14 protein-coding genes and 1 pseudogene are annotated in these 23142 nt (G+C 43.4%); 8 read left to right on the top strand and 7 right to left on the bottom strand.

The features are described 5' to 3' along the window. Positions 1 to 275: 275 nt before the first annotated feature. Complete coding sequence (locus L2748_RS15795) at positions 276 to 3401, bottom strand: UvrD-helicase domain-containing protein (protein ID WP_246616156.1); 3126 nt, start codon at positions 3399 to 3401, stop codon at positions 276 to 278. A 346-nt stretch (positions 3402 to 3747) separates the two neighbouring features. Here L2748_RS15795 and L2748_RS15790 point away from each other — a divergent pair, with 346 nt between their 5' ends. Further along, positions 3748 to 4089 carry a hypothetical protein gene (locus L2748_RS15790; RefSeq protein WP_220781186.1) on the top strand — a complete coding sequence of 114 codons (342 nt, stop codon included), beginning with the start codon at positions 3748 to 3750 and terminating at the stop codon, positions 4087 to 4089. A gap of 189 nt (positions 4090 to 4278) precedes the next feature. Here the strand turns inward: L2748_RS15790 and ftsZ are convergent, their stop codons facing one another. Continuing rightward, positions 4279 to 5484 (bottom strand): cell division protein FtsZ, encoded by a 1206-nt coding sequence (ftsZ, locus tag L2748_RS15785; RefSeq protein ID WP_220781185.1) that lies wholly within the window; start codon positions 5482 to 5484, stop codon positions 4279 to 4281. Between the two features lie 44 nt (positions 5485 to 5528). Continuing rightward, positions 5529 to 6557, bottom strand: a complete 1029-nt coding sequence (locus L2748_RS15780; protein WP_220781184.1) for a helix-turn-helix transcriptional regulator — start codon at positions 6555 to 6557, stop codon at positions 5529 to 5531. A 298-nt stretch (positions 6558 to 6855) separates the two neighbouring features. Here L2748_RS15780 and L2748_RS15775 point away from each other — a divergent pair, with 298 nt between their 5' ends. Next, the gene (locus tag L2748_RS15775) at positions 6856 to 7941 is read left to right on the top strand and encodes an AI-2E family transporter (RefSeq protein ID WP_246616155.1); all 1086 of its coding nucleotides are present in this window, start codon (positions 6856 to 6858) and stop codon (positions 7939 to 7941) included. A 106-nt stretch (positions 7942 to 8047) separates the two neighbouring features. On the opposite strand, the gene L2748_RS15770 is transcribed toward L2748_RS15775, so the two are convergent. Beyond that, complete coding sequence (locus L2748_RS15770; RefSeq protein WP_220781183.1) at positions 8048 to 8482, bottom strand: DUF1090 domain-containing protein; 435 nt, start codon at positions 8480 to 8482, stop codon at positions 8048 to 8050. Between the two features lie 166 nt (positions 8483 to 8648). Between L2748_RS15770 and L2748_RS15765 the strand changes: the two are divergent. The 4 genes and pseudogenes from L2748_RS15765 to L2748_RS15750 form a co-directional block, all read left to right on the top strand. Further along, positions 8649 to 8786: pseudogene (locus L2748_RS15765) on the top strand (hypothetical protein); the annotation flags it as partial. 279 nt (positions 8787 to 9065) lie between these two features. Further along, on the top strand, positions 9066 to 10013 hold the full coding sequence (locus L2748_RS15760; protein WP_220781182.1) for an extracellular catalytic domain type 1 short-chain-length polyhydroxyalkanoate depolymerase: 948 nt from the start codon (positions 9066 to 9068) through the stop codon (positions 10011 to 10013). Positions 10014 to 10246: 233 nt separating this feature from the next. Continuing rightward, on the top strand, positions 10247 to 12523 hold the full coding sequence (locus L2748_RS15755) for a TonB-dependent receptor (RefSeq protein ID WP_220781181.1): 2277 nt from the start codon (positions 10247 to 10249) through the stop codon (positions 12521 to 12523). Between the two features lie 216 nt (positions 12524 to 12739). Beyond that, a complete protein-coding gene (locus tag L2748_RS15750) occupies positions 12740 to 13411 on the top strand; it encodes a response regulator transcription factor (protein ID WP_220781180.1) in 672 nt (223 codons plus the stop codon). Between the two features lie 312 nt (positions 13412 to 13723). Here the strand turns inward: L2748_RS15750 and L2748_RS15745 are convergent, their stop codons facing one another. Then, entirely contained in the window at positions 13724 to 17278 is a 3555-nt protein-coding gene (locus L2748_RS15745) for a hybrid sensor histidine kinase/response regulator (RefSeq protein WP_220781179.1), read from the bottom strand. A gap of 215 nt (positions 17279 to 17493) precedes the next feature. Between L2748_RS15745 and L2748_RS15740 the strand changes: the two genes are divergently transcribed. Both L2748_RS15740 and L2748_RS15735 read left to right on the top strand, forming a co-directional pair. Next, positions 17494 to 18678 carry an MFS transporter gene (locus L2748_RS15740; protein ID WP_220781178.1) on the top strand — a complete coding sequence of 395 codons (1185 nt, stop codon included), beginning with the start codon at positions 17494 to 17496 and terminating at the stop codon, positions 18676 to 18678. Next, positions 18666 to 19640, top strand: coding sequence for an alpha/beta hydrolase (locus L2748_RS15735; protein ID WP_220781177.1), 975 nt, complete (start codon positions 18666 to 18668; stop codon positions 19638 to 19640). Before L2748_RS15740 ends, L2748_RS15735 begins: the two co-directional genes overlap by 13 nt. Before the next feature lie 687 nt (positions 19641 to 20327). On the opposite strand, the gene L2748_RS15730 is transcribed toward L2748_RS15735, so the two are convergent. After that, positions 20328 to 22505, bottom strand: coding sequence for an extracellular catalytic domain type 1 short-chain-length polyhydroxyalkanoate depolymerase (locus L2748_RS15730; RefSeq protein WP_220781176.1), 2178 nt, complete (start codon positions 22503 to 22505; stop codon positions 20328 to 20330). Positions 22506 to 22743: 238 nt separating this feature from the next. Next, entirely contained in the window at positions 22744 to 23100 is a 357-nt protein-coding gene (locus tag L2748_RS15725) for a carboxymuconolactone decarboxylase family protein (RefSeq protein WP_220781175.1), read from the bottom strand. Positions 23101 to 23142: the final 42 nt, after the last annotated feature.

Raw genomic sequence — 23142 nt, 5'->3', positions numbered from 1 at the left:
TAAAAAGTCTAATTAAGGGTCTGGTTGTAGCCACGAATGTAAGATGTATTTTTAGCCGCCTTCTCAATCAATTACAATGTTTTTAGCTATAAACAGTAACAATTATTTAAAATTGCATCACACTTAAAAAATCTAAAACAAGCCATTACTCCCATCAAATTAGTTCAACCTAAATTCAAATAACTTACACAGCATTGAGGTAAAAGGTCACTTTAGCTGATGGCAGGGATTAATAATTTGCATCAATATTATTCACCTAAAATAAAAATAACTCTTTAGGCTGCCGTACTCTGTTTATCACTGGCGAGATCACAGGTGTACTTACAACGAGTCGCATCGCCCCTTTTACCCCGACTACAAGCTAAAAATAGTTTTCCACTTTTAGCATTAGTGCGCTGCACAAGTTTACCCGCTAAACACTGAGGACAAATTTGCTGTTGATGCCCGCAATTTGCAGAGCCACAAACATAATAAGTCTGATTAGCTAACATAGGGCCGCTATTGCATGCTGGACAAGCGTCTAACTTAGTATCGCAATAATCCTTGCCTAGTGAGCAGGTATAAAACAGACCATATGGCCCTTGCCGCGGGATAAGCCTGCCGTCATTACATTCAGGACAAGACGCTGAGTCATGATACAAGTCAGCGAGTTCACTCAAGTGAAGCAGAACATCGTCGCCATAACTGCGTAACTCCTTAACAAAGCTGGATTCTTTACCCAATTCCGCTTGCACAAATACCGTTTGCTTAGCACGAGATAACGCGACATAAAATAAGCGCCGTTCTTCGGTGTCTTTAAATGAGTCCAGCTTAGGTAGCAATACGTCTAAAATCAGGTCATTAGCTATCTTGCTAGGGAAGCCATATTTGTCATCGTTCACATCCAGCACTATCACAAAGTCAGCTTGCTTACCTTTAGATGCATGAGCAGACATGCCTGAAATGGCTAATTGCGGATAACGCTGACGCCAAACACTTAAGTCATTCAAACTACTTTTAAAACGACTTATCAGCATAACGCTAACTTGGCGATTGTTACTCTGGACAACAATGCTTGCAAAAGCCTGCTCCAATGCCGCTTGCTTAGTTTCAATAAGCAAACACACTTGAGGGTTATCACTCTTACTATGGGTGGTAAGCTGTTTGGCTAACTGTGCAGGGTTAGCCTGAATAAACCGAGACGCGACCTTTTCAATCTGGTCATTAAATCTAAAGGTTTTATCTAGGGTAACGGTTTGCGTGGTGCCAAATGTACGTTCAAACTCCGTGGTTAAGTTAAGATCACTGCCAGCGAATCGGTAAATGGCCTGCCAATCATCACCTACACAAAACAGTGCACAATTTGGATTTGCATCTCGCAATGCCTTTACCAGTTGTGCACGTTCACTTGAAATATCTTGAAACTCATCAACCATGATGTATTTATAACGAAAACGATTACCCGTTTTTTGATGAAACGCCTTACTTTTAGTTATAGTCAGCGCTTTGGTGATCATGTCCGAGAAATCAATGGTGTTATTCTCCTCCAGATAAGCCTCATAGCGGTCAATAACCCAACTAAACAAGTGTAAGAATGCCTTCCATCTCAGCTGGTTATATAGATTGATTTGTTTAGCTGCAGCCTTAGCGCTAACGGCAGGCTTTTTGTCATCGTCATCACTGACTTGAACATCAGTCAGCTTTAATTTTAGCGTATTCAACTTAGCAAGGGTTAATCCCGATGATTTAAACAAACCCACAAAGCTTGCCATCAAGCGGCTTACATTACGATAAACACCCAATGCCTTAACTTGCTCAAATACCGCTTGCGGGGCAATTGGCTTAAATAACTCACTTTGGGGGAGTCCAAGCTCATCACATCGCTTACATAACTGTGCTTCAAGGCTTTTCTCTAGCTCGACGATATTGGCCTGCCAACTAAACGTTTGCAGTAAACAAGTGCCTTGCTCTTGATGTAGCGCAATCTTCCATTCACGACTTTGGTTATATGCCGCTTTATCAATATCAGGGCGAGTATTGCCCTTTTTATCGATGCCAAAGTGCTCTAGATACGCATCAAGTTTAGGAATATAAAAATCGGGTTGATAAGCGCCCTTTCCGGGCTCACGGGCACTAACACTGGCGCTGGATTTGACGTTCGCAGAACCGCGGTAGTTAGGCTCATATTCAAACTCAATGCCGTGGGTGTAGAGGTAATTACAGATCTTAAGCTCTTGAAAGCTTTTAACCAAATCACCTGAAAGCGCTCTTATATCGTTATTTTTAAGGTAAGCTCGGTATTGACCTTCCGACTTAAAAGCCAGTTCATTAACCTGCGGATACAAAAAGCGCCCAAAATACTCGGCGACGGGATCAGCCATTGCAGGATCGGTAACAATACTATCAATCTGCTGAGCGATAAATTGGGTAAACTGTTTCTCATCACTGGCAAGCACGGATATTCGTAGAGGCTGATATGCGGTATTTGTCGCTATGCCATCAGAGAAGTACTCAATAATCTCTTTGCCGATAGCGTGAAAAGTACTAATTTTTATACCGCCGTCTTTTACAGCAATATCTTTTACACCACAGTCATGTCCGTTTGTGGGTCGTGTTTCAAAAAGCTGCTCAAATACCGCTTTAGTCCGCTGTTCTAGTTCAACTCGGGCATCCTTACCGTATGCCAGCATTAAAATTTCTTCAGGCTTGGCTAACCCTTGTTTAACTAAATAAGCAGCCTTTGCTGCCATAGTACTGGTTTTACCGGTACCAGCGCCTGCTATGACCAAGGTATTGTTTTCATCAATCACGCAGGCCTGGCGCTGCAGCTCAGTTAATGGGTGCGCTTCAAGAGAGTCGAATAATCCGGCATGAGCAGATAACTGCTGCGTTTGCCACCACTGGTTATATTTATCGGCGAATAGTTGCGGCTGCTTAATAAATTTAGCTAAGCGGCAGTTAAGTTTGTCGGTTGCAAAACCAAGGGAAGAGAAATGCGGCTCTAATGAGAACAGCGCTAAACTGGCTGCATAAGCTTGCTCAAACTGCTTAATGTCAGAACTACGTAGATAGCGCTGATGTTTAGCAAAGTGATGATTAAACGCCTCAATATCCACCAGCAAATCATCAAAACTCACTTGTAACTGAGCGCGATTAGCTACGAGACGATTATCCAGCGCTAATCTAAATAACGGTTTGCTATTGATTAAATGAAAAAAGCTAAAGCGGTTATTGCCCCAGACTAAGGTTTTAGTGAACCAACCTCGCCTCACTTCAACAGTTTGTTCCATCGGCGGATAAGGGTAAAGCTTGCCATTAATGGTTAGGCCTTGTTCACACAAGTGAGCGCTATTACAAAATACCACGCCTTGTAAAAATCCAAACTTAACAGAATGTCGCCTAAGCTCCATCGATAACCCCATCCGACAAAAACGCCATACTATCAATTAACACTGTGACTCAGTAGTAACAAGCGCCTTAAAAAACCAAATCAAAACACGAATGCACAAAAATAATACGATAAAAACCAACGAATTATTCGCTTCAAACATTTTTAGCTTTTTTCACTTATAAAAACCGCGTAACGACTGTGATTAAGCACACAAAAATGATGCTAAACCCTCAAAATGAGGCTTGCCATCACATACCCATTAATAAGTACATGCTAGCCTTTATCCATCTAAAGTAGCACCTCAAATTATTAGAAATGCTACCGAATATCATCTAGATAACGCTTCCATAAGCGAAATGAAAAAAGGGTTCACAATAATGAAAAAATTACTTATTGCAGGTCTTGTAAGCTGTTTATTCGCAGGTACGGCTAGCGCTGAAAACTTAGATACTGACACCGCAGTTGGCATGGCAAGCCTAATGATTTGCACCTCTTTTTATGCCGAGCACGATATGCAAATTGAAGGTCAAATCGTAGGTCAATCTATGATGTCTCATAGAAGTGCAGGCATTGAAGAGATGATTATGACCAAAGAAACAAGCCAAGCACTAGATGCTTATATGACTAAGTTCCAAGCAGCGAATAAAGAGCAGCAAGTGGTACTATGTGAAGACGCGATCAAATTTGCTCGTGAAAGTACATTTGTAAAAGTAGACTAAGCTCATGAAATCATTCCTAGATAGGGAATGAGCTAAGGCCTTTGATAAGTATTGGATTGAATGGGTTTAATGTTTATCACAAGCTTTATTGATAACCCCGCTAGGGGTTATCTTGTTTTAGGGATAATATGACAGAGCTCAATAGCTCATCTTAACGCGCTAAAAAGCCTTTTAGTGCCAACAGCCCTATTAACAGGTCTGCTTGCGTGTATAAGTCGGAATGTCTAATTCCTCCTCGGGCAGGTTAATCGCCCTTGCTGATTTCTCTTTTAAAAAATCATGCAGGTTAAGTAGCTCTGAGGTATCAAAACGTGCTTTATTAACCGTAACAGGCTTGGCTAACTCTTTTTTACTATCTTTATTAAGCGTTTCATCTTCAACTATGCTGGTTATTTGGATATGAGCATCATCAGCTTTACTTACCTTATCAAGCGATTCATCGCTAATGCCCGTAGCAATGACCATGAGCTCAAGCTCACAGTCAAGCTCTGGCACTAGGGTTAACCCGATAATCACTAGTGCATCTGGGTCGAGCTGTTGCTGCAAGGTCGCGCCGATACAGTTATATTGGCTGAGCTCAATTTGATCGGTAGCCATTACACTCACAATGGCGCCTTTAGCTTTAGTTAAATCAATCTGTTCTAGTAGCGGATTTTTAAGGGCATTATTGATGGTCAGTTGTAAATCATCGCCTTGCATTTGTTTGGCTACGCCCATCGCCGCACGGCCATGGTGGCTAATTACCTCGACAAAATCATTAAGATCGATATTGATTAAACCCGCCTGGCTAATGGTGGTGGTTAAGCCCTGAAGCACATCTTGTAAAATACCATTACTTTGATAAAACGCGTTCACTAAACTGATCTTCTTATCTAAGGCTTCAAGCAATTTATCGTTTGGCAGCACGATGACCGCATCCGCTTGCTGCATTAGCTGATCAATTCCCGCTCTGGCAATTTTACTGCGTTGATGACCCTCAATACTAAAAGGCGTGGTCACCACAGCGACCAGAGGCTTATTTAGCTCTGCAGCAATAGATGCCATAAACGGAATCGCGCCAGTGCCTGTTCCGCCGCCCATACCACCGGTGATAAACACCACATCAGCCTGCTCAATCAAATCACGAATATCAGTATCAGACTCTTTTGCCGCTTCATAACCCTTTTGCGGCCTTGCCCCCGCGCCCAAACCTTTAGTCACTTGCTGACCTATCTGTAAGCGAGTACTACACTGTGAAAGTGTTAATGATTGGGCATCGGTATTAACTGCCACCAGCTGAACATTGTCTGCAACGGCAGATTGGCTAAGTTGATTAATGGTATTGCATCCACAGCCGCCTACGCCAAATACGGTAATACGCGGCGTCTGCTCATTGGGGGTTAGTAATTCAAACATCGGCAGTTATCCTCAATACATAACAAAAATTTGTATTGATAAGACTAAACCAGCTCTGCGACAACCTCCGTCGTAGCAGTTTGATATTTATTAATAACCTTACTGCTGAGCTTGCAAAAATGCGCCCGTAGCTTAGCTGGAGCGATAACTTCAACGCTGTCAGCCATACTCCAAAGAAACTCTCTTAACTTAGACGTATCCATGACGTTTGCCTTAACTAAATAGCGCCCATCGACGCGGCGCTCTAGTGTTTGACTGTCGCTCAATTTAGCATTACGCAATATAAAGCTCGCAGAAGGCTCAAATAACAACTCGATATCGATTGTACTTTCTGAGTTAATATTACCCACCCGTGCAATATCAAAATCACTGCGCATCACCGCTATAGTGCCGAGTAGTTCAATATTACGCAGCATGTGTATTGGCTTTGCGTAGCGCCTAGAATGAGTGTTACCTAAGGTAAAGGCCAGTAACACCACCCCACCACTGATTTTTATCCCCTCGGGGTTAATTGGTCGGTAGTCAATCCAATAGCTTTTGCCTTTAATCACTCGTTGAATTTGGCAACCGATTTGTTGATGGTCAAGCAGCGCTTGCTGCACGGTTTCCAGTGCTTTGGGATCGGGCTCATCAAAGGTAATGGGCAGCGGTTCGGGTAATTGAGCCACACGGCAAGCCCAGTACAGCCATGGGTTATCAGGATCGCTACCTAGCACTTGATCTGCTTTTTCAAAATAAGGCTTTAACTGCTTAACGCTTTGTGGAGGTAATAATTGATTAGCACTGTGCTGTAACGTGTGAAACGCCAATGCCACATGCTTATCCATCAAGGTTAAATTAATACCGTGCCAACAAGCGGCAATAGACCAACCAAACGGTTTACATCTATCGTCCATCACTAAGCCAAACAACCCCATATCATGCATAGCCTTAAGCTCACGCTGCACTGTTCTTAAGCCAATATCAAAATCGCGGTTGTTTAACTTTTCAGTAATATTGTTAGCGGTTATTCGTCTTGGATGACGCGGGATCAGCTCAAGCATCGCAATCTGGCGTTGAATATTGGTTTGCATCAAAGGATCTCATAATTTTCTGAGCAGACAGCATAATACTCTCTTGCGACAAGTTGTGTCGCAGCAAATTATGAATAATCAAACCACTAAATAAAAGCTGCGTTAGACAAAGTTCAATCACAGAAGTAATTACTAGCATTGACTATAGTTAACCTTACTCTTAACCTTTAACGAACCTAATTCGATTATTTCAATATTAATCCGCTTTTATCACGCAACATACAAAGCTTAAGATAAAAGACTTAAAATAGTAGCTAGCCCTTATTAAATCACTTATCCAAAGTGCTTGGAGTTTCTTTTGATAGACAGTTTTAAACTAAAACCCCACCACGCCATATTACTGCTCGCATTGGCGATAGCGTGTTATGCATGTTATTTGCTGGTATCCCCCTATTTAGGATCTATCGTACTTGCGTTTATTGTCGCCATCCTAGTCATGCCGCTTCATATTAAAGTGCAGCAACGCATGCCTAATAGTCCGAATATAGCCTCTGTGGCTTCTTGCACATCGATAACTGTAATGGTGTTAATTCCTTTACTGTTCGTAGCAGTCGCAATAATAAATGAAGGCATCAACTTTATGAGTAATGCCTACCAATGGCTTACCGATGGCGGTGCTAAAGACTTTCTTGCCCACCCCTATATTCAAAGCGGTGTTAGCCTATTAAATAAGTGGTTGCCTTTTGACACCATTAAAATAGATGAACTGGTGCAGCAAGCGGCAGTTAAAGTCACCCAATTAAGCAGTAGCTTTTTAAGCGCCAGTACAGGTTTACTCGGTGATGTTGCCGACACGGTGCTATCATTTTCGTTAATGCTATTTGTGCTGTTTTTCTTCCTTCGAGATCAAGAAAGGATCATTGCCAGTATCAGGCACATCATCCCATTATCCCGTTCACAAGAAGAGTTACTATTTAATGAAGTGAAAATGGTGGCAAAATCTGCCGTTTTCGGCGCGTTTTTAACCGCGTTAGCTCAAGGGGCACTAGGCGGCATCGCTATGTCCATGGCAGGGTTTTCAGGGCTATTTTGGGGCAGCATGATGGCCTTTGCCTCATTTATCCCCTTTGTCGGCACCGCCATGATCTGGCTTCCGGCTTCAATCTACCTGTTCATTACTGGTGACTGGCAATGGGCGCTATTTCTAATGGCATGGGGCGTTCTGGTGATTGGGTCTATCGATAACTTCTTACGACCTTGGCTAATGCAAGGAAATACCGGTATGAGCACTCTGTTACTGTTTTTCTCACTCCTAGGCGGCCTACAACTTTTCGGCCTCATTGGCTTAATATATGGCCCTATTATCTTTGCGGTCACGCTAGTACTAGCCCGCTTATATGAAATCGAGTTTCAAGACTTTATCGAGCAGCAAGATAAGACTTAAAATGAGTGTTCTTAAGACGCATTTGTAAGTATTAAACTAAGGCGAGGCTCCTGCTAATAAGGTGCCTCGCCTGTTATCTAACAAGTTATTCCAGTCGTACGCGAATTTATGGATTCGCTTTCAGGCTAGCCAATTCTTGTTCAAGTTGCTTGAGCTTGGTATTTTCACTCAATAATTTTTGCTTGTATTTATAGGTTTTATCTAAATTACTCTCTTCCTCAGCTTCTTTTAACGAAGCCTCATACTTATCTATCTGTTGTTTTACATCGGCTATTTCATCTGTTAAATCTTGTTTTAATCCATCGTTGCTGCAATTCGCTTCAACATTTTGAAGTGCTGTTTCTAAGCCCGATACCTTATGCGTATTACCATGCGCCTTTGCCATAACGATTTGCTTTGAGATCTCACAACGCTTTTTGTCACAAAAAACCATAGTACTGCAGTCTTGATGGTGATCAGCAAAAGCAGGCTTTGCGGGCAGTGCAAAACTCAATATACAGGCGGATATAGCCGTTAACGCAACAACTGAGGTGTTTTTCATTTGAATATCTCCGTTTCTTTATCAATGAGCTCATACAGCAGAGCAGCTCTCGCTATAGGTTATATAGTCTCTAGATCACTAAACGTCCATTTAACAATAAAAATGGCTGTTATTAGCCCGATTAATTCGCTTTAACCGAAATGTTATTTGGCAATTAAACGATGAAGTAGCAATTAAAGGTGAAAAAAGCCAGAAACAGGCTTACGCCGGATATTTAATTAGAAGTAAATCAGCCCGCAGCACTGAAGGCGGTGTTCACAGTGGTATGGGCGTCTTGGATTCGCTGGTCTTTAGTAACAAATAACAAGGTTAACTCAATTGATCCCTCGCTATTAAATACAGACAGGCAGTTGTGCCAATGTCTAGGGCCTGACTCTACCGAACTGTTAATCATAATAGTTCGGTTTCTAGCGTCATCAATAAGCCCTAACCTATTGATATTAGATATTAAAAAGTCTTCCAAGAAATAACTAAAACAAACGTTGTTTCTTTCCCTATAGATCTAAAGTGCCATTGTCGTAAATCTAAAAATTCAGCAAGTTGAGCCTAAGCATTAACTTTTCCCTAACATGGAAGGTCAACAATGGGCGCAATTAGCAATCAAATAAAATGTAGTAGCAGTGCAGTAAAAGGCTTGATTTTAAGTCTTTCGCTACTACCTGCCTCTGCCTCTGCCGCTTTTATTCCCCTTACAGATTTTGGTGCAAACCCAGGTTCACTAACGGCAAGCTACTTGGAGCCTAAAGAGGCAAACAAAAATCTAGTCGTGTTACTTCATGGTTGTGAACAAAATGGCGAAACCTTGGCTGAACAAAGTGGATTGGCATCACTGGCCAAGTCGCATCAGTTCTCACTGCTTATTCCTCAGCAAAGCTATGATAACAATATAAAAAAGTGTTTTAACTGGTTCTCTCCTCAGGATACAAACCTTGACTCTGGAGAGATGCTATCAATTAAAAACATGATCTTAGCCGCTAAAAAAGAGCTTGATACCAGTCACGTTTACCTTCTAGGTCTTTCGGCTGGCGGCGCCATGAGCAGCGCTATTTTAGTCAATTATCCTGAGCTGGTGGACGCTGGCGCTATCATCGCCGGACTGCCTTTCCCCTGCGCTAATAATCTCACAACCGCCATTTCCTGTATGCGCAAAGGTCCATTACAACCAGCATCTGAGCTGGTATCACAGGTTCGAAAAGTACAACCCATACAGCAAAGTTGGCCAAGGCTTACAGTGTGGACTGGCGATAGTGATTCAGTCGTGAACCCCATTAATGCCGAGAAGTTAGCCTATCAATGGGCTGGACTTAAACAGCAACAAGATCAACCAACTAGCTCTCAAGCAAAAGGCGTACACACAACACAATGGCGAGACAGTAACAACGAGGTTGCCGTAGAACTAGTAACAATAACAGGTTTAGAACACGGTATAGCCGTCAATCCAGCGGTTAGTCATGGCGGTACAAGCGCACCATTCTTGCTTACCGCCCCCATTAGCAGCGCCATTGAAATTGTTAGATTTTGGAATATCTAACTCAATAACGTCCGCTGGCAAAATGCGTTATCCGCTAAAAAACAGCCAGCGCTTCGAATCTAAAAACACAAAGCAAAAATTAATAACCATTTAAACCAGAAGCTTAACAACCGTATACTACTATAGTGCAGATTTAATTATTACTTCATTGCTATAGAGTCAATGCCAAGAAAAACAATAACAATGAGTTAACAGCCAAGTGCTAGCAACTCAGTACTCAACAGGGAACCTCTATGGAACAGAATACTATCAAGCTAAGCTGCCTCGCCTTAGCCATTTCAACCGCACTTACAAGCCAAGTTGTACTGGCTGCCGATGAAAAAGCTAGCATTGAGCAGGAACCTATCCTAGAGCGCATTGAAGTCACCGCGCGTAAAACCGTTGAAAGCCTACAAAATGTTCCAATTGCCGTGACCTCGGTCAGCGCCGAGCAACTGGCTGAAAACGGCATTACGGAAATGATTGAAGTGCAGCAGTTCTCGCCTAACACCACGCTGCAACGCAGTCGCGGTACTAACTCAACCCTTACCGCCTTTATCCGTGGCGTAGGTCAAGAAGATCCACTTTGGGGTTATGAGCCTGGCGTCGGCATTTATATCGATGACGTGTATGTGGCACGCCCACAAGGTGCAGTACTGGATATTCTCGATGTCGAGCGTGTCGAAGTACTTCGCGGCCCACAAGGCACCCTTTACGGTAAAAACACCATAGGCGGTGCAATCAAGTATGTGACTAAGAAGATGTCAGGCGATGCGCAGCTTGATCTTAACGCCACCTTAGGCAGTTACAATCAGCAAGATTTTAAAATTGCCGGTCAATATCCTTTAGTCGATGACAAACTCTATTTTGGCTTTGCGTTAGCAAGCCTTCGACGTGACGGTTATGGCGAATTCATCACATCTGCACTCGCAGGTCAAGACAAAGAAAACTATAACAAAGACGTGATGGCAGGTCGTTTGACGCTGGAGTATACCCCTACAGACGATCTCTTTATGCGTCTTAACTATGATAAGACTGAAGATGAGTCCAATGCTAAAGGTGGTTATCGTCTGCTGCCAAGCCTACTGACTGACGCGCCAGTACCCGATAGCGTTTATGATTCTTACACCAGTATGCCTACCTGGAATAAAGTTGAAACCGAAGGATTAAGCTTTACCTTAGAGTATTTCATTAACGATGAATGGACCTTTAAATCAGTTACCGCCTCACGTGAAAGTTATTCACCGACAAATATTGATTTTGACAACACTGACCTACGCATCTTCGATGTCCCAGCGATTTATGACGATGAACAATTTTCACAAGAGTTTCAAGTAAACTATGATACTGAAGACTTAAACATCGTCTCAGGACTGTATTATTTTAAGGGCGACTCCTGTGGCCACTTCGATGCCATATTAGAAGAGGCCTTTATGGCTTATGGCGGACTAACCCGAGAAGTACGTGGTTGTAACAACAGTGAAAGTTACGCGGCCTATGCACAGGGTTCTTACAATTTAACCGAGCAATGGTCGCTGACCCTAGGCGCTCGTTACACAGAAGAAACCAAAGATGCCACCGTATATAACGGAGTGGTCTTTGACAGCATTTATCCAGAAACCGGATGGTATCCAGATTTTGAACGCGATGAAGATCTCATCAATGCCAATATTCCATTGGTACTCGACGACAGCGAAACTTGGTCACGCTTTACCCCTAGAGCCGGTATAGAGTACCAACACAGCGATACATTAATGATGTTTGCCAGCTACTCTCAGGGTTTCAAATCAGGCACCTTTAACCCTAGAGCGACAGGGCCCGAGCCAGCGGTTGACCCAGAGGTCGTCGACTCTTATGAAATAGGTTTTAAGAGCGAATGGAATGACAATTTACGCTTTAATGCCACCGCTTTTTACCTCGATCATAAAGACAGACAGTTCGTCACCGTTTTGCCAGGTGAAGATGCCGCCGATCTAAACCAACGTTTGGGCAATATAGGTTCAACTACCGCCAAAGGTCTTGAACTAGAGATCCAATATGCTGCCACTGAGTCACTCAATCTATTTGGTACTCTTGGCCTAATCGATTCATCATTTGATCAAGTGATTTCTTATGATGAAAATGGCAATCAAATCGATATCAGCGACAGTTATACCGTCGCAAACACACCAGAAACCACAGCCAATGCTGGCTTTAATTATGACTTCAGTACTGGAATTGGCGACTTTGTTTTCAATGGTAACTACTACTATCGCAGTGAATATGACTTAACGGTAACAGATAGCCTGCTCACTCAAGAAGGTTACGGACTACTTAACTTTGGCCTTAACTGGTATAGCGAAGAAGGTAGTTGGACCGCAGGCCTGCACTGGAAAAACGTTACAGATGAAGAGTACTTAGTCGGTACCTATGCGTTTGTCACCCCAACCGACGACGGCGGTTATCTACCCGGTCTTGGCGGAGATAACACCTTAATCGGCTACTATGGCGATCCGCAAACCATCTCTCTCACTGTTGGCTACAGCTTTTAATGTGAGTCGACAACGATTGATATAAGCAACATAATAACCGAACTGGGCAGCCAGTTCGGTTATTGCGTTAGTACTAGCAGTACTAACGCCAATTTTACAAGTATTTATTTATAAACATGAGTTTAGAAATATCAATCTAAAGACATGAGTTTCTAAATAATGAGTATGTTAATGTACATATCGTCAGCAAAATGGAAGATCCTAAAGGAGTAGATTATGTCACAGGCTAAAGTCGCAATTGCAGATGACCATCCGCTATTTCGCGCAGCACTCAAACAGGCTGTCGTAGCAAGCTTCGATAAGACTGATATTTTAGAGGCGGAGAACTTTCAAGATCTATTAACCCTAGTTGAGCAGACACCAACGCTTGAGATCGTTTTTCTCGATCTACATATGCCTGGTAACGATGGCTTTACCGGCCTCACCTTACTGCAAAATCATTTTCCAGACTTGGTTGTTATCATGGTGTCATCGGACGATCAGCCTGAGATTATGCGCAAAGCCGTCGATTTTGGTGCCAGCGCCTTTATTCCAAAATCAGCCAATCTCACTGTCATTGGCGAAGCGATCAATGAAGTGCTCGATGGCGAGATCTGGCTGCCAGAGCACAGCAATATCAATAACGATCAAGAAGCAGCCGCCGAGCATCAACGCCTAGCCGCCCAACTTGCACAATTAACCCCGCAGCAATATACCGTACTCGCCCGTATCGCAGACGGACAACTCAATAAGCAGATAGCTTATGACTTGGATATTAAAGAGACCACAGTGAAAAAGCATGTATCAGCAATACTGCTTAAACTTGAAGTGTATAACCGCACTCAAGCAGGGCTAGTTTACCAACAGCTGATGATCACCTCGCCAGAAAATGACGTGGTTGTTGCTTAACATCTTAGCACTTCGACTGGTGACTTAGATTACTAACTTAAAATGTTCATTTAACATGCTAACTTCATCGCATCTTGCCCCCGCCCGGGAGACGCGAGGGCAAATACTCGCGCAAAACGCTTAGCCCCCTGTAAACATTCAACCTGAATATGCCCTTTCCAATAACATAGATTGGTTACTTAAGTTATTCGCACAGGTTTTCAGCTAAACCGCCACGCTTAATGATTCAGGCCGCCAGAAGCCTTAAGCTATAACGGCAAGGGGCAGAATATGCACTACTCCATGTAAGACTTATATCACTGTCATGTCAGGTTATAATAACTTCTTAATTATCTTTTTAAGCGCAATAGCCTTTACCGGTTTACGTACAAATGCATAACCCGCAGCCGTCGTATGCTGCCGCACTTGCTCAGAGGGATCCGCGGAGCAGATAACACAGCTAGGTGGTTGTGATACAAAGACGCTATGGCTGGCAAGCAACCTCTGACTTAAATCGACGCCGTTTTGCTCATCATCTAGATGGTAATCGGCAATGATCAATTTAGGCACCTGTGTACCCGCTTCCCTCGATTTTCCAGCATTAAGCCTTAATTGCGCATCTAACAATTCACGTGCACTTGCTTCATCTTTAGCGGCAAGAACATGACAACCCCAGTCACTTAGCTGGCTAGAAATGGCTTTTAGCATCAGCTCATCGTTATCTATCACCAATACACTAATATCAAATTGTGCCCTGCTGATTTGGCTTTCATCACTTGGAAAGCTAACAACATTACTGCGGTGTTTCTGCTTTGCAATTCTGGGGACTTCAATAGCAAAGCAAGTGCCTTTACCAACAACTGAATGCAAGGATATTTTTAGATTAAGTAGCTTTGCAATTCTATCTGAAATCGCTAAACCAAGACCTAAGCCCGGCACCTCACGTGTTTGCTCTAAACGTGCAAACTCACCAAATATCGTTTGCTGCTTATCTTCTGGAATTCCAGGCCCGTTATCCCACACTTGAATTAAAATACTTTGTTTAAGGCGCCTAACGCCTAAAACGACCTTAGGACTAAAACTACGGTTTTGTGAACCACACTGTAGGGCAGTGTTCTGTACACCTACTTCATTGCTTGTGTGCTCATGCTCGTATCCTCCAGCGGGCGAGTAGTGAAATGCATTAGATAAAAAGTTTTGAATCACTCGCCTTAACATGCGTTGATCGGTTTGAACAAAACAGCTCGAAAACTGGTAGCTAAAATCGATGTTAGCTTGATTGGATAACACATTGAATTCATTAGTCAGTGTCGATAGCAGCTCATCAATAGCAAAGTCACTACACTCAACTTTCTGCGAGTTGCCATCGAGTCTTGAGATCTCAACTAAATCAGAAAGCAAGTTTTCCACCACATTGAGCGAGTCCTCAATATGGTCCGCTAACTCAGTTAATTCTGTCGATTTAACCCTTTGCTTTAGCATATCGGTAAACAAAGTTAACGCATTGAAAGGTTGCATTAGGTCATGGCTTGCTGCAGCTAAAAATCGGGTTTTAGAGCTATTGGCAGCTTCTGCTTCTGCTTTAGCCATTACTAACTCATGGGTGCGACTTTCTACCCGCTTTTCTAAGGTTTCATTGGCCAATTGCAACGCCTTTTCCGCCTTGATATGCGCAGTAATATCAGAAAAGGTACTAACAAAACCGCCACCTGGCATAGCTTGACCGCGGATCTCTAGCACTATGCCATTGGGCAAGGTACGTTGATAATAATGACCGTTGCCCGAGCGCATATGTTCTATCCGTCGCTCAACTAAATAGCTCGCTTCATCGCCAGTTATCACCCCGCGATCAATATTAAAGCGGATCAGCTCCTCGATAGGGATCCCGGCTTTGACAAAATTTTCAGGGTACTCAAGTAACTCAATATAGCGTTGATTCCAAGCAACAAGGCGCATATCAGCATCAACCACACTGATCCCCTGCTCGATATTCTCCACGCCAGATTGCAATAGCTCACGATTAAACTCAAAAATCTGGCTGGCTTCATCAACAATACTCACCACATCTTCAAGCGGTACCTTTTGTGAAAATGAAGCCGCTTTCATCACCATACGAGTCGAGGCCGAGCCCAATACGCCAGATAGCTTTAAGCGGGTATATTCCACCAGCTTACCGCTTCTATCCGACTCATTCTCATGCATAGTTTTAGCAAATGCCAACAAGCTATCGGCTTCCTGTTTATCGATAAACCGATGCAACAAGCTATAGAGATCGTCCACGCTTAAGTTACGCTCAAACTGACTCTGGGAGCGGTTTAAAAACAGCTCAGCCTGAATTGACTCACCAACACTGCGACGAGAGAGTAACGAAATCAATACATAACAGGCTAAATTTGCCGACAAACTATAAAACACACCGTGAGTGACAGGATCGAGCCAACTCAGCCCAAACAAACTGGTCGGAACCAACCAACTTAGTTCAAATGGGCCGTATAACACCCAGTTAGCGTCAGTGAAAATAGAAGGCAGCAACAAGGTATAAAGCCAGAAAAACGTGCCTGCAATCAAACCGATTAGCGCCCCGTTGGAAGTCGCTTGACGCCAAAACAAGGCGCCGACGGCTGCGGGCGCAAACTGAGAAAGCAGTACAAATGACAATAAGCCAATACTGGCTAGATGACTTTGCTCGTCGATGTAACGGTCAAAAGCAAATGCAAAGAGCAAGATAGCAGCAATGGATACACGTCTTAAGTTAAGTAGCGCACCAGCAAGCTGAGGTGTCTGTTTGGCGTTAAAGTGAGGGTGACGCAGTAATAACGGCGTTAATATCTCAGTAGAGATCATAGTGCTCAGTACAATCGCTGCCACAATGACCATAGCTGTCGCAGCCGCTAGCCCACCCACATAAACTAAAATTCCCAACCAGGCTTGTTGGTAAAACAGAGGAATGGTCAACACATAAGTATCGGCAGCAACACTGCCTCCCGGGAAGGTTAACTGGCCTGCTATGGCGATAGGCAAAACAAACACATTGATTAAAATCAGGTAAAGCGGAAATAGCCAGCGTGCAGCCTTAAGCTCCTTTTCGTGATGATTTTCTATCATCATCATGTGAAACTCTTGCGGCAAAATAAAGATGGTTATCGCACCAAGAACCACTTGTATCAATACAAAGTAAATTGAGCCACTATCGGTCGCCGGTTTTAAATGCTCTTTTTGCGATAATAGATCGCCAAAACCATCAAAAATAAAAAAGGTGGCAAAAATGCCTACCGCAGTCAAAGCAAACAACTTAACCACAGAGCTAAATGCAATAGCGAACACTAAACCCTGATTTTGCTTACTGGCAGCAATTTGCCGAGTACCAAACCAAATACTGAAAACGATTAACACTAAGGTCACCACAAAGGCAGTGCTAATACCAGATTGGAAGGTACCTGTGAGCAAATCAAAACTTGTACTAATCGCTCTAAGTTGCAGGGCGATATAAGGAATTGTGCCAAGCATAGAGACTATGGCAATGGTGGCGGCGATTTGCGGCGATCTGTCATATCGACAAGCGATAAAATCGGCAATAGAGGTGAGGTTCTGCTCCTTAATTATCTTAAGGATCCGCATCAACATCGGCCAAGCAAACACTAAGCAACAGATAGAGCCTATATAGATAGGCGCAAGCCAGGCCCCTGTCGTTGCGGCTTGTCCTACCGTGCCATAAAAGGCCCAAGAGGTGCAGCTCACCCCCAGAGATAAACTATAAACCCAAGGCCGGCTCAGCCACTGGCTTTTTGCCTGATCTTGCCCCCACTGCGCCACCACAAACAACAATCCCAAATAGGCGATAGAAATAAAGGTGATCAACCAAGTATCCAATGACAACCAAGCTAACACTGTCTCTCCTTCACGCGCTTACTCCTTTTATCTGATCTATCTTTACCAACCTAAGCCCAGCCCCAAAAAAAGTAAACACAAGTTGGTAACTAACTGATAAACCCAGCATAACACGATGAGTCGACCTATGTAGTGCACTAAGGTAGTACTTCTTTATCCCTAACCATCAGATAACCTAAGTCTCAGTATTCACATAAGATTTGAAGCTAGACTCTATGAAAATAACCAATAAATACCTCGTTGAATCCCTCGTTTTCTTTAGCTATGTTTTGTTTGCCATGGCTTGGGTCGGCGGCACAGCAAGCATGGATCAGATCATGGCTTCGATGCAGATCGACAGTCTGGCATCAGCCAGTTTTATTAGTGGCGCCGTGACGTTAGCCAAAATCGTCGGCACCTTTGGTGCAGCCTTGATAACCATTAAGTTCGGTGTCAAATATGCCTTTTTGATCGCCAGCTTATTAATTGTCACAGGCTTAATGACGCCCTTCTCCCCTAACTATGAACTCTTGTTGATCAGTCGATTTTTGATGGGTCTAGGCGGCGCGTTTATGATTGTCTACTTCAACCCTATTGTAATGCAGTGGTTTACGCCTGAAGAACGCCCGGTGGTCAACGGCCTCAATGCCGTCGCTTTTAATGTGGGCACCGCCATCATCTTGTGGTTTATGGCCGATATTAATCAGCTCACAGGTGGCTGGAAAGCAAGTTTAACCCTGTTTTCTCTCTCAAGTTTGCTCTTAGCTATAGCATGGTTATTGGTAAAATTTGAAACTGAAACATCATCAAGCCAGCAAACGACTGCCGACACAGCCCATTACAGCTATATGGATGGTTTAAAAGATAAGTTTAATTGGGCGTACGGGTTTACCTACTCAGGTCTTTTATCTTTCTATATCTGTTTATTTACCTTCTACCCCAAAGCTGGCATTAGTCAAAGTAAGTGGGTCATTGGCTTTGGTATATTGGGCACAATCGCAGGCATACTCTACAGCAAGCGTAAACCGCTTAGATTACCTGTGATCCGCTTTTCAGGGGTTATCATCACCTTAACCATATTTGGTTTGTCATTTAGTACCGATGCCTGGATTCAAACCCTATCCGCCATCGTATTAGGCTTCTTTATCTTCTTCCCTGTCACTGCATTAGTAACACTGCCCCATGAAATCCCCAATATGACAGGACAAAAAATAACCGTGGTGTTTAGCCTGTTCTACTCCATTAGTTACCTGTTCTCAACCATAGTGCTTTGGGTCTTTGGCAAATTAGTTGATATCAATGGCGGCGACTACTCTGCCTCGTTTATCTTAATCACCCTTATTAGCACCACCTTTTTTATTGGCAGTTACCTTTTACCTGAAACAGGTAAAGCTAAGGAGCTCAAACCATGCGAGGCATAATATCCCCTAAACTTGAAGACTTTCTAACTCAGGCCAATAACGCTTTAGCAGAAGCCAAGCGCAACAAGGTTGAATGGACAGCAGCATTAATACGCGGCAACCTAGACAAACTCGCCGCCTTTATGAGTGAAGCGCCGGAGCTCGCCTTTGTTGAAGATAGATCGTTAGACTTTGAAGGCCGAGAGCTTGCGGTGCGAGTCTATAGTCCAGCGCCAAATGAGCCCTTGCCAGTACTGCTGCACTTTCATGGCGGCGGCCATATGTGTGGCAGTGTTGAGCTATATGACCCTATTAGCCGTCAATTAGCCAATACAGTCCGCTGCGTGGTTATTTGTGTCGAGTATCGGTTAGCACCAGAGCATCCCTATCCGGCTGGTATTCATGATTGCCAACATGCCTTAATCAATTACAAAAAGCTGCTTAAAGGCGTCGCTCATAATGATACTGTAGGCATAATGGGTGACAGCGCGGGCGGCGCTATCTGCACGACACTGAGCATGAATAGCTTAAAAAATAGCGATATAAAGATAGATAAACAGATTTTGATCTACCCAAGTGTCGATTACACCATGAGTAGCCCCTCAATACAAAGCAACGGCAGTGGTTTTTTATTGGAGCAAGATAAAATCCGTTGGTATTTTCAGCAGTATTTTTCGCTTAAGGCCAATAACAACTTACAAACGACTAATGAGTCAGAACTGCAAGTTATCAAACAAGCCTCCCCCCTTTATGGTCCCTTTTCAAACAAGATGCCAGAGACATTAATCTTTACAGCAGGCTGCGACCCGCTGCGCGATGAAGGTCTCGCCTACGCTCACGCGCTTCACGAAGCAGGTGTTAAGGTCAGCCATCACCAGTTTGACGGGCTAATTCATGCCTATATGTTGCTACAGGATCTGGTAAAAGAGGAATGCCAACAAACCTACCAACAAATAGCGGACTTTATGCTTGAATTGACTTAAAGTAATTTATTTAAAGTTATTTACTTAAAGTTATTGGCTTAGAGTAATTTACTTAGAGTGCCCGCCAGTTAGGTCCTCGATATCAGCAGTGCTTTTATATAAAAATCTTATAGAAATCATTTATATAAAGGCACTGCTTATGAAAACACCTGTTTATGAAAACATTTATTTATGTAATCACCTGCTTATCAAAACAACTGTTTATGTAGAAAGTCTCTGATACCGACTTTTGCTCCTTTCACTTTTTATCTTCTTAGCCTTTCCGAGCCTGACAATAAGTCTGGAAACAAGCTCGATATAGCCTCCAAAAAAGTCTAATAATTCCTCCATTAGAAAGCACGTAATTGCCCTGTGATGTACCAGCAAGATTGAGCAAAGTGCTTATCTGAATCCTCTATCAATTCAGCCTTTAAGCGACTAATAATTACATTCTACAATGGCACTAAGCGGATGGTATTAGCTTGATGAAAACGCAGGCTTATAACGATAGGAAAGCGTTTAAAGAGTGGAGATCACTAGACTTTAAAAACTAGAGGTTAGAAGTGTAGTTTCTTACTTAAAATAGAAAAGCCAGCTTATATTGCTGGCTTTATAACTCTGGTTTTACAGTTCTGGTTTTATAATTCTGGCTTTTGCGAACACATAGACTTAAGCCTATTTGAACCTATTAATGAAAGCGGCTTTTAACTAGGGGCAGCTTCCCACCGTAAAATAATTACTGCTGGTTTGCGCAAGTGTTGTTGAATAGAACACATTGTAAAGCCCCATATTTGTACCTGAACCCAATGCGAAAGCATATATCCCATTTGTCGTGGCGCGCCCAGCTAGAACATGGGCATAATTACTGGCCGTGGATTCACTGCATTGAAAACTATCACCATCTGGCGTTGAGTCACATACATTGCCAATCCCATCTGCATCGTTATCCAATTGGTCGCTATTGGCCATATTCGGGCAATTATCTAGCTCATCGCTAATGCCATCACCATCGCTATCAACAATTTCACCGTCGGGTGTTGAGTCACATATATTGCCAATTTCATCTGCATCGTTATCCAATTGATCGCTATTAGCCATATTTGGGCAATTATCTAGGTCATCGCTAATGCCGTCATTATCACTATCAGGCGTTCCCGCCCCACCGCCAATACAAGCTTGTACAGGGCCTGCGCAGCTGGTATCTCCGTCGGCTACCCATTGGCATTGATTAGTACCAGATGGGTATTCACGCATAGTAAAATCGGCCGTACCAAATGCAAGGTAACATGCAGAATAGCCAACGCCCCAACTAATATGCCCTTGATTGATATGTAGGTTATAGTCACCTGTCACACCGGCGTCGACAATAAATGACACACTATCATGACTCGATAATGCCGTTGCATCTGTTGCGATAACATTGGCGATTTGACTACCACCTGGTAAATTACAGGCCTCTGCCGAATACCGATAACCGCTAGCGGAATCAACAATACTGGCATGAACTTGGTTGCCATTAGCAAAACTCACCGTTACAGCGGTTAAATCTAGGTTTATATCAATTGCGGCCCCAGAGATTGTAGCGCATTGGCCCGAAATCGCCGCGCTAATGCCACTTAACTGAGGCGCTGTTGCCTCAGGTACAGCGCCCACTCTGACGGTAATAGTTAATTCATCTCCCGCTTTGGCTTCATTATCAAAGGCAATAGCTGTCACAGAGTAAAGGCCATCTACTAACGCACTGCTGCTTTGGCTGAAACTGGCATCTATGCGAGATACCTGACTCGTCAATGTTTCTACCAATTCGCTAACGCCGGAGCCTAAGCGATAAATAGTAAGCTCAACACGTTCAACTGAGCCCTCTACATCAGTTGCCGCCCCAGACATTAATAACCCACCATTGGACTCAACGGCTGTAAGATCACTTAACGCAGGCCCTGAGTTTCTATCGACTCTTAAATTATTATCGGTAAAGAACTGACCAAGATATTGGGCAAAATTAATGCTATCAGATGCAACATAATCGCCAGATGCGCCCGCGCCACCAGACCATGAGTGATCAAGCCCTTCAAACCAAAGCATGCTGACACGATTATCACTCCACTGATGCTCTTGTGCAGTTTGCCCCACACCATCGCTCACTACACTACTTCCCGCTTGCTGATTTGCTCCATATACCAAGGCAAAACCATTTGCATTTTGTTGGTTATAACAAGTATTCACCGTTGTATCGGCAGTGCCATGGCCGACTACCGCAATCTGGCTAGAAAAGTGACTCTTATAACTGCCGGCATAGCCTTCACAACGTGACTTGAAGGTCGATGCCGCAACAGACTCACAAGTCGTAATCGCCCCATTAGAGCTTGTGCCTATAGTAGGCCCCGCACTGGGTGCAACTCCGGCAAAAACATCAGGTGCGACACACGCTGTTTGCGCTGCCATCGCACCACCAGACGAGAGCCCTGCTATATACACCTGCTTTGGGTCAATATTACGTTGGCTATCACCACTCATAGTATTCGCTAAGTTGATCAAGTTTTTATAATCTGCAGAAGATCTATTGATACTCCCTTGCCAGTATGACCAGCAGCTATAGCCCGCTTTATTCATGGCATCTGGTACAGCGATAACCATGCCGTGCGCCTCAGCAGCTTGCTCAAGGTTTGCGGTTAAATAGTTATTAATGGGCTGTACACAGCCATGAAGCACAATAAGCAGGGACTTGCCTTGACCTATTTGGGAATCACTATCAGGTGTATAGATGTGAACTTTATTAAAACCACCAATTGAAACGTTTTGCTGCCAACTGCCGCCATAAGCAATGCTTGAACTTAGACCTAACACGATAAGAAGACATAGTTGGGGTACTTGGTTTATCCATTTCATTTACTTTCACCTATTGTTTAAAAAACAAACACCAAAACAAACCTAAGGAAACGGATTAAACTTGGGTATGGGTCTTTAGAGGTAGTTAAGTGATAACTAATAATAAAGGTAGGTAATAAGCAGTTTTTAAACACAACAAGTCATTGATGAAACGTAATCGATATAAGTGGCCTACCTTAGCGATGGACTTACGCACAATTCAAGCCGAAAACGCCGGAGCGCCGAAAACGCCAAAGCCTTAGCCAGAACCTATCACTTCACTTGCCGCTCTAAATGCCAGCTGTGCTGCCGGTGCGCCGCAATAGACAGCACTATGCAATAACACTTCCTGGATCTCCACTACCGAGGCACCATTTCTTAGCGCGCCGCGAACATGCCCCTTTAACTCTTCAGGGGATTTTAATGCTGCCAACATAGCAATAGTGACCAAACTACGCATTTTTAAATCGATACCGTCTCGGTGCCAAGTCGCGCCCCAGCCATGACTATTAATATAATCCTGCATAGGTTGTGTAAAATCATCAGCGTTTTGTAATGCACGCTCAACAAAGTCAGTGCCCATTACCTGACGCCTAATTTTTTCGCCCGTTTCCATACTCTGTTTATCCTTTACTTAAAACGTTTTCCTGAGCAATAT

The sequence above is a fragment of the Shewanella sairae genome (assembly GCF_023283535.1).
In the GTDB taxonomy this organism is placed as follows: Bacteria; Pseudomonadota; Gammaproteobacteria; order Enterobacterales; family Shewanellaceae; genus Shewanella; species Shewanella sairae.
This window is presented reverse-complemented; position numbering and strand designations above follow the sequence as displayed.

Excerpts from the sequence above, each read along its gene's own strand:
- L2748_RS15760 (WP_220781182.1), top strand. The coding sequence starts at position 9,066 with ATGGGCGCAATTAGCAATCAAATAAAATGTAGTAGCAGTGCAGTAAAA.
- L2748_RS15735 (WP_220781177.1), top strand. The coding sequence starts at position 18,666 with ATGCGAGGCATAATATCCCCTAAACTTGAAGACTTTCTAACTCAGGCC.
- L2748_RS15750 (WP_220781180.1), top strand. The coding sequence starts at position 12,740 with ATGTCACAGGCTAAAGTCGCAATTGCAGATGACCATCCGCTATTTCGC.
- L2748_RS15730 (WP_220781176.1), bottom strand. The coding sequence starts at position 22,505 with ATGAAATGGATAAACCAAGTACCCCAACTATGTCTTCTTATCGTGTTA.
- L2748_RS15790 (WP_220781186.1), top strand. The coding sequence starts at position 3,748 with ATGAAAAAATTACTTATTGCAGGTCTTGTAAGCTGTTTATTCGCAGGT.
- L2748_RS15755 (WP_220781181.1), top strand. The coding sequence starts at position 10,247 with ATGGAACAGAATACTATCAAGCTAAGCTGCCTCGCCTTAGCCATTTCA.
- L2748_RS15795 (WP_246616156.1), bottom strand. The coding sequence starts at position 3,401 with ATGGGGTTATCGATGGAGCTTAGGCGACATTCTGTTAAGTTTGGATTT.
- L2748_RS15780 (WP_220781184.1), bottom strand. The coding sequence starts at position 6,557 with ATGCAAACCAATATTCAACGCCAGATTGCGATGCTTGAGCTGATCCCG.
- L2748_RS15740 (WP_220781178.1), top strand. The coding sequence starts at position 17,494 with ATGAAAATAACCAATAAATACCTCGTTGAATCCCTCGTTTTCTTTAGC.
- L2748_RS15770 (WP_220781183.1), bottom strand. The coding sequence starts at position 8,482 with ATGAAAAACACCTCAGTTGTTGCGTTAACGGCTATATCCGCCTGTATA.
- ftsZ (WP_220781185.1), bottom strand. The coding sequence starts at position 5,484 with ATGTTTGAATTACTAACCCCCAATGAGCAGACGCCGCGTATTACCGTA.
- L2748_RS15725 (WP_220781175.1), bottom strand. The coding sequence starts at position 23,100 with ATGGAAACGGGCGAAAAAATTAGGCGTCAGGTAATGGGCACTGACTTT.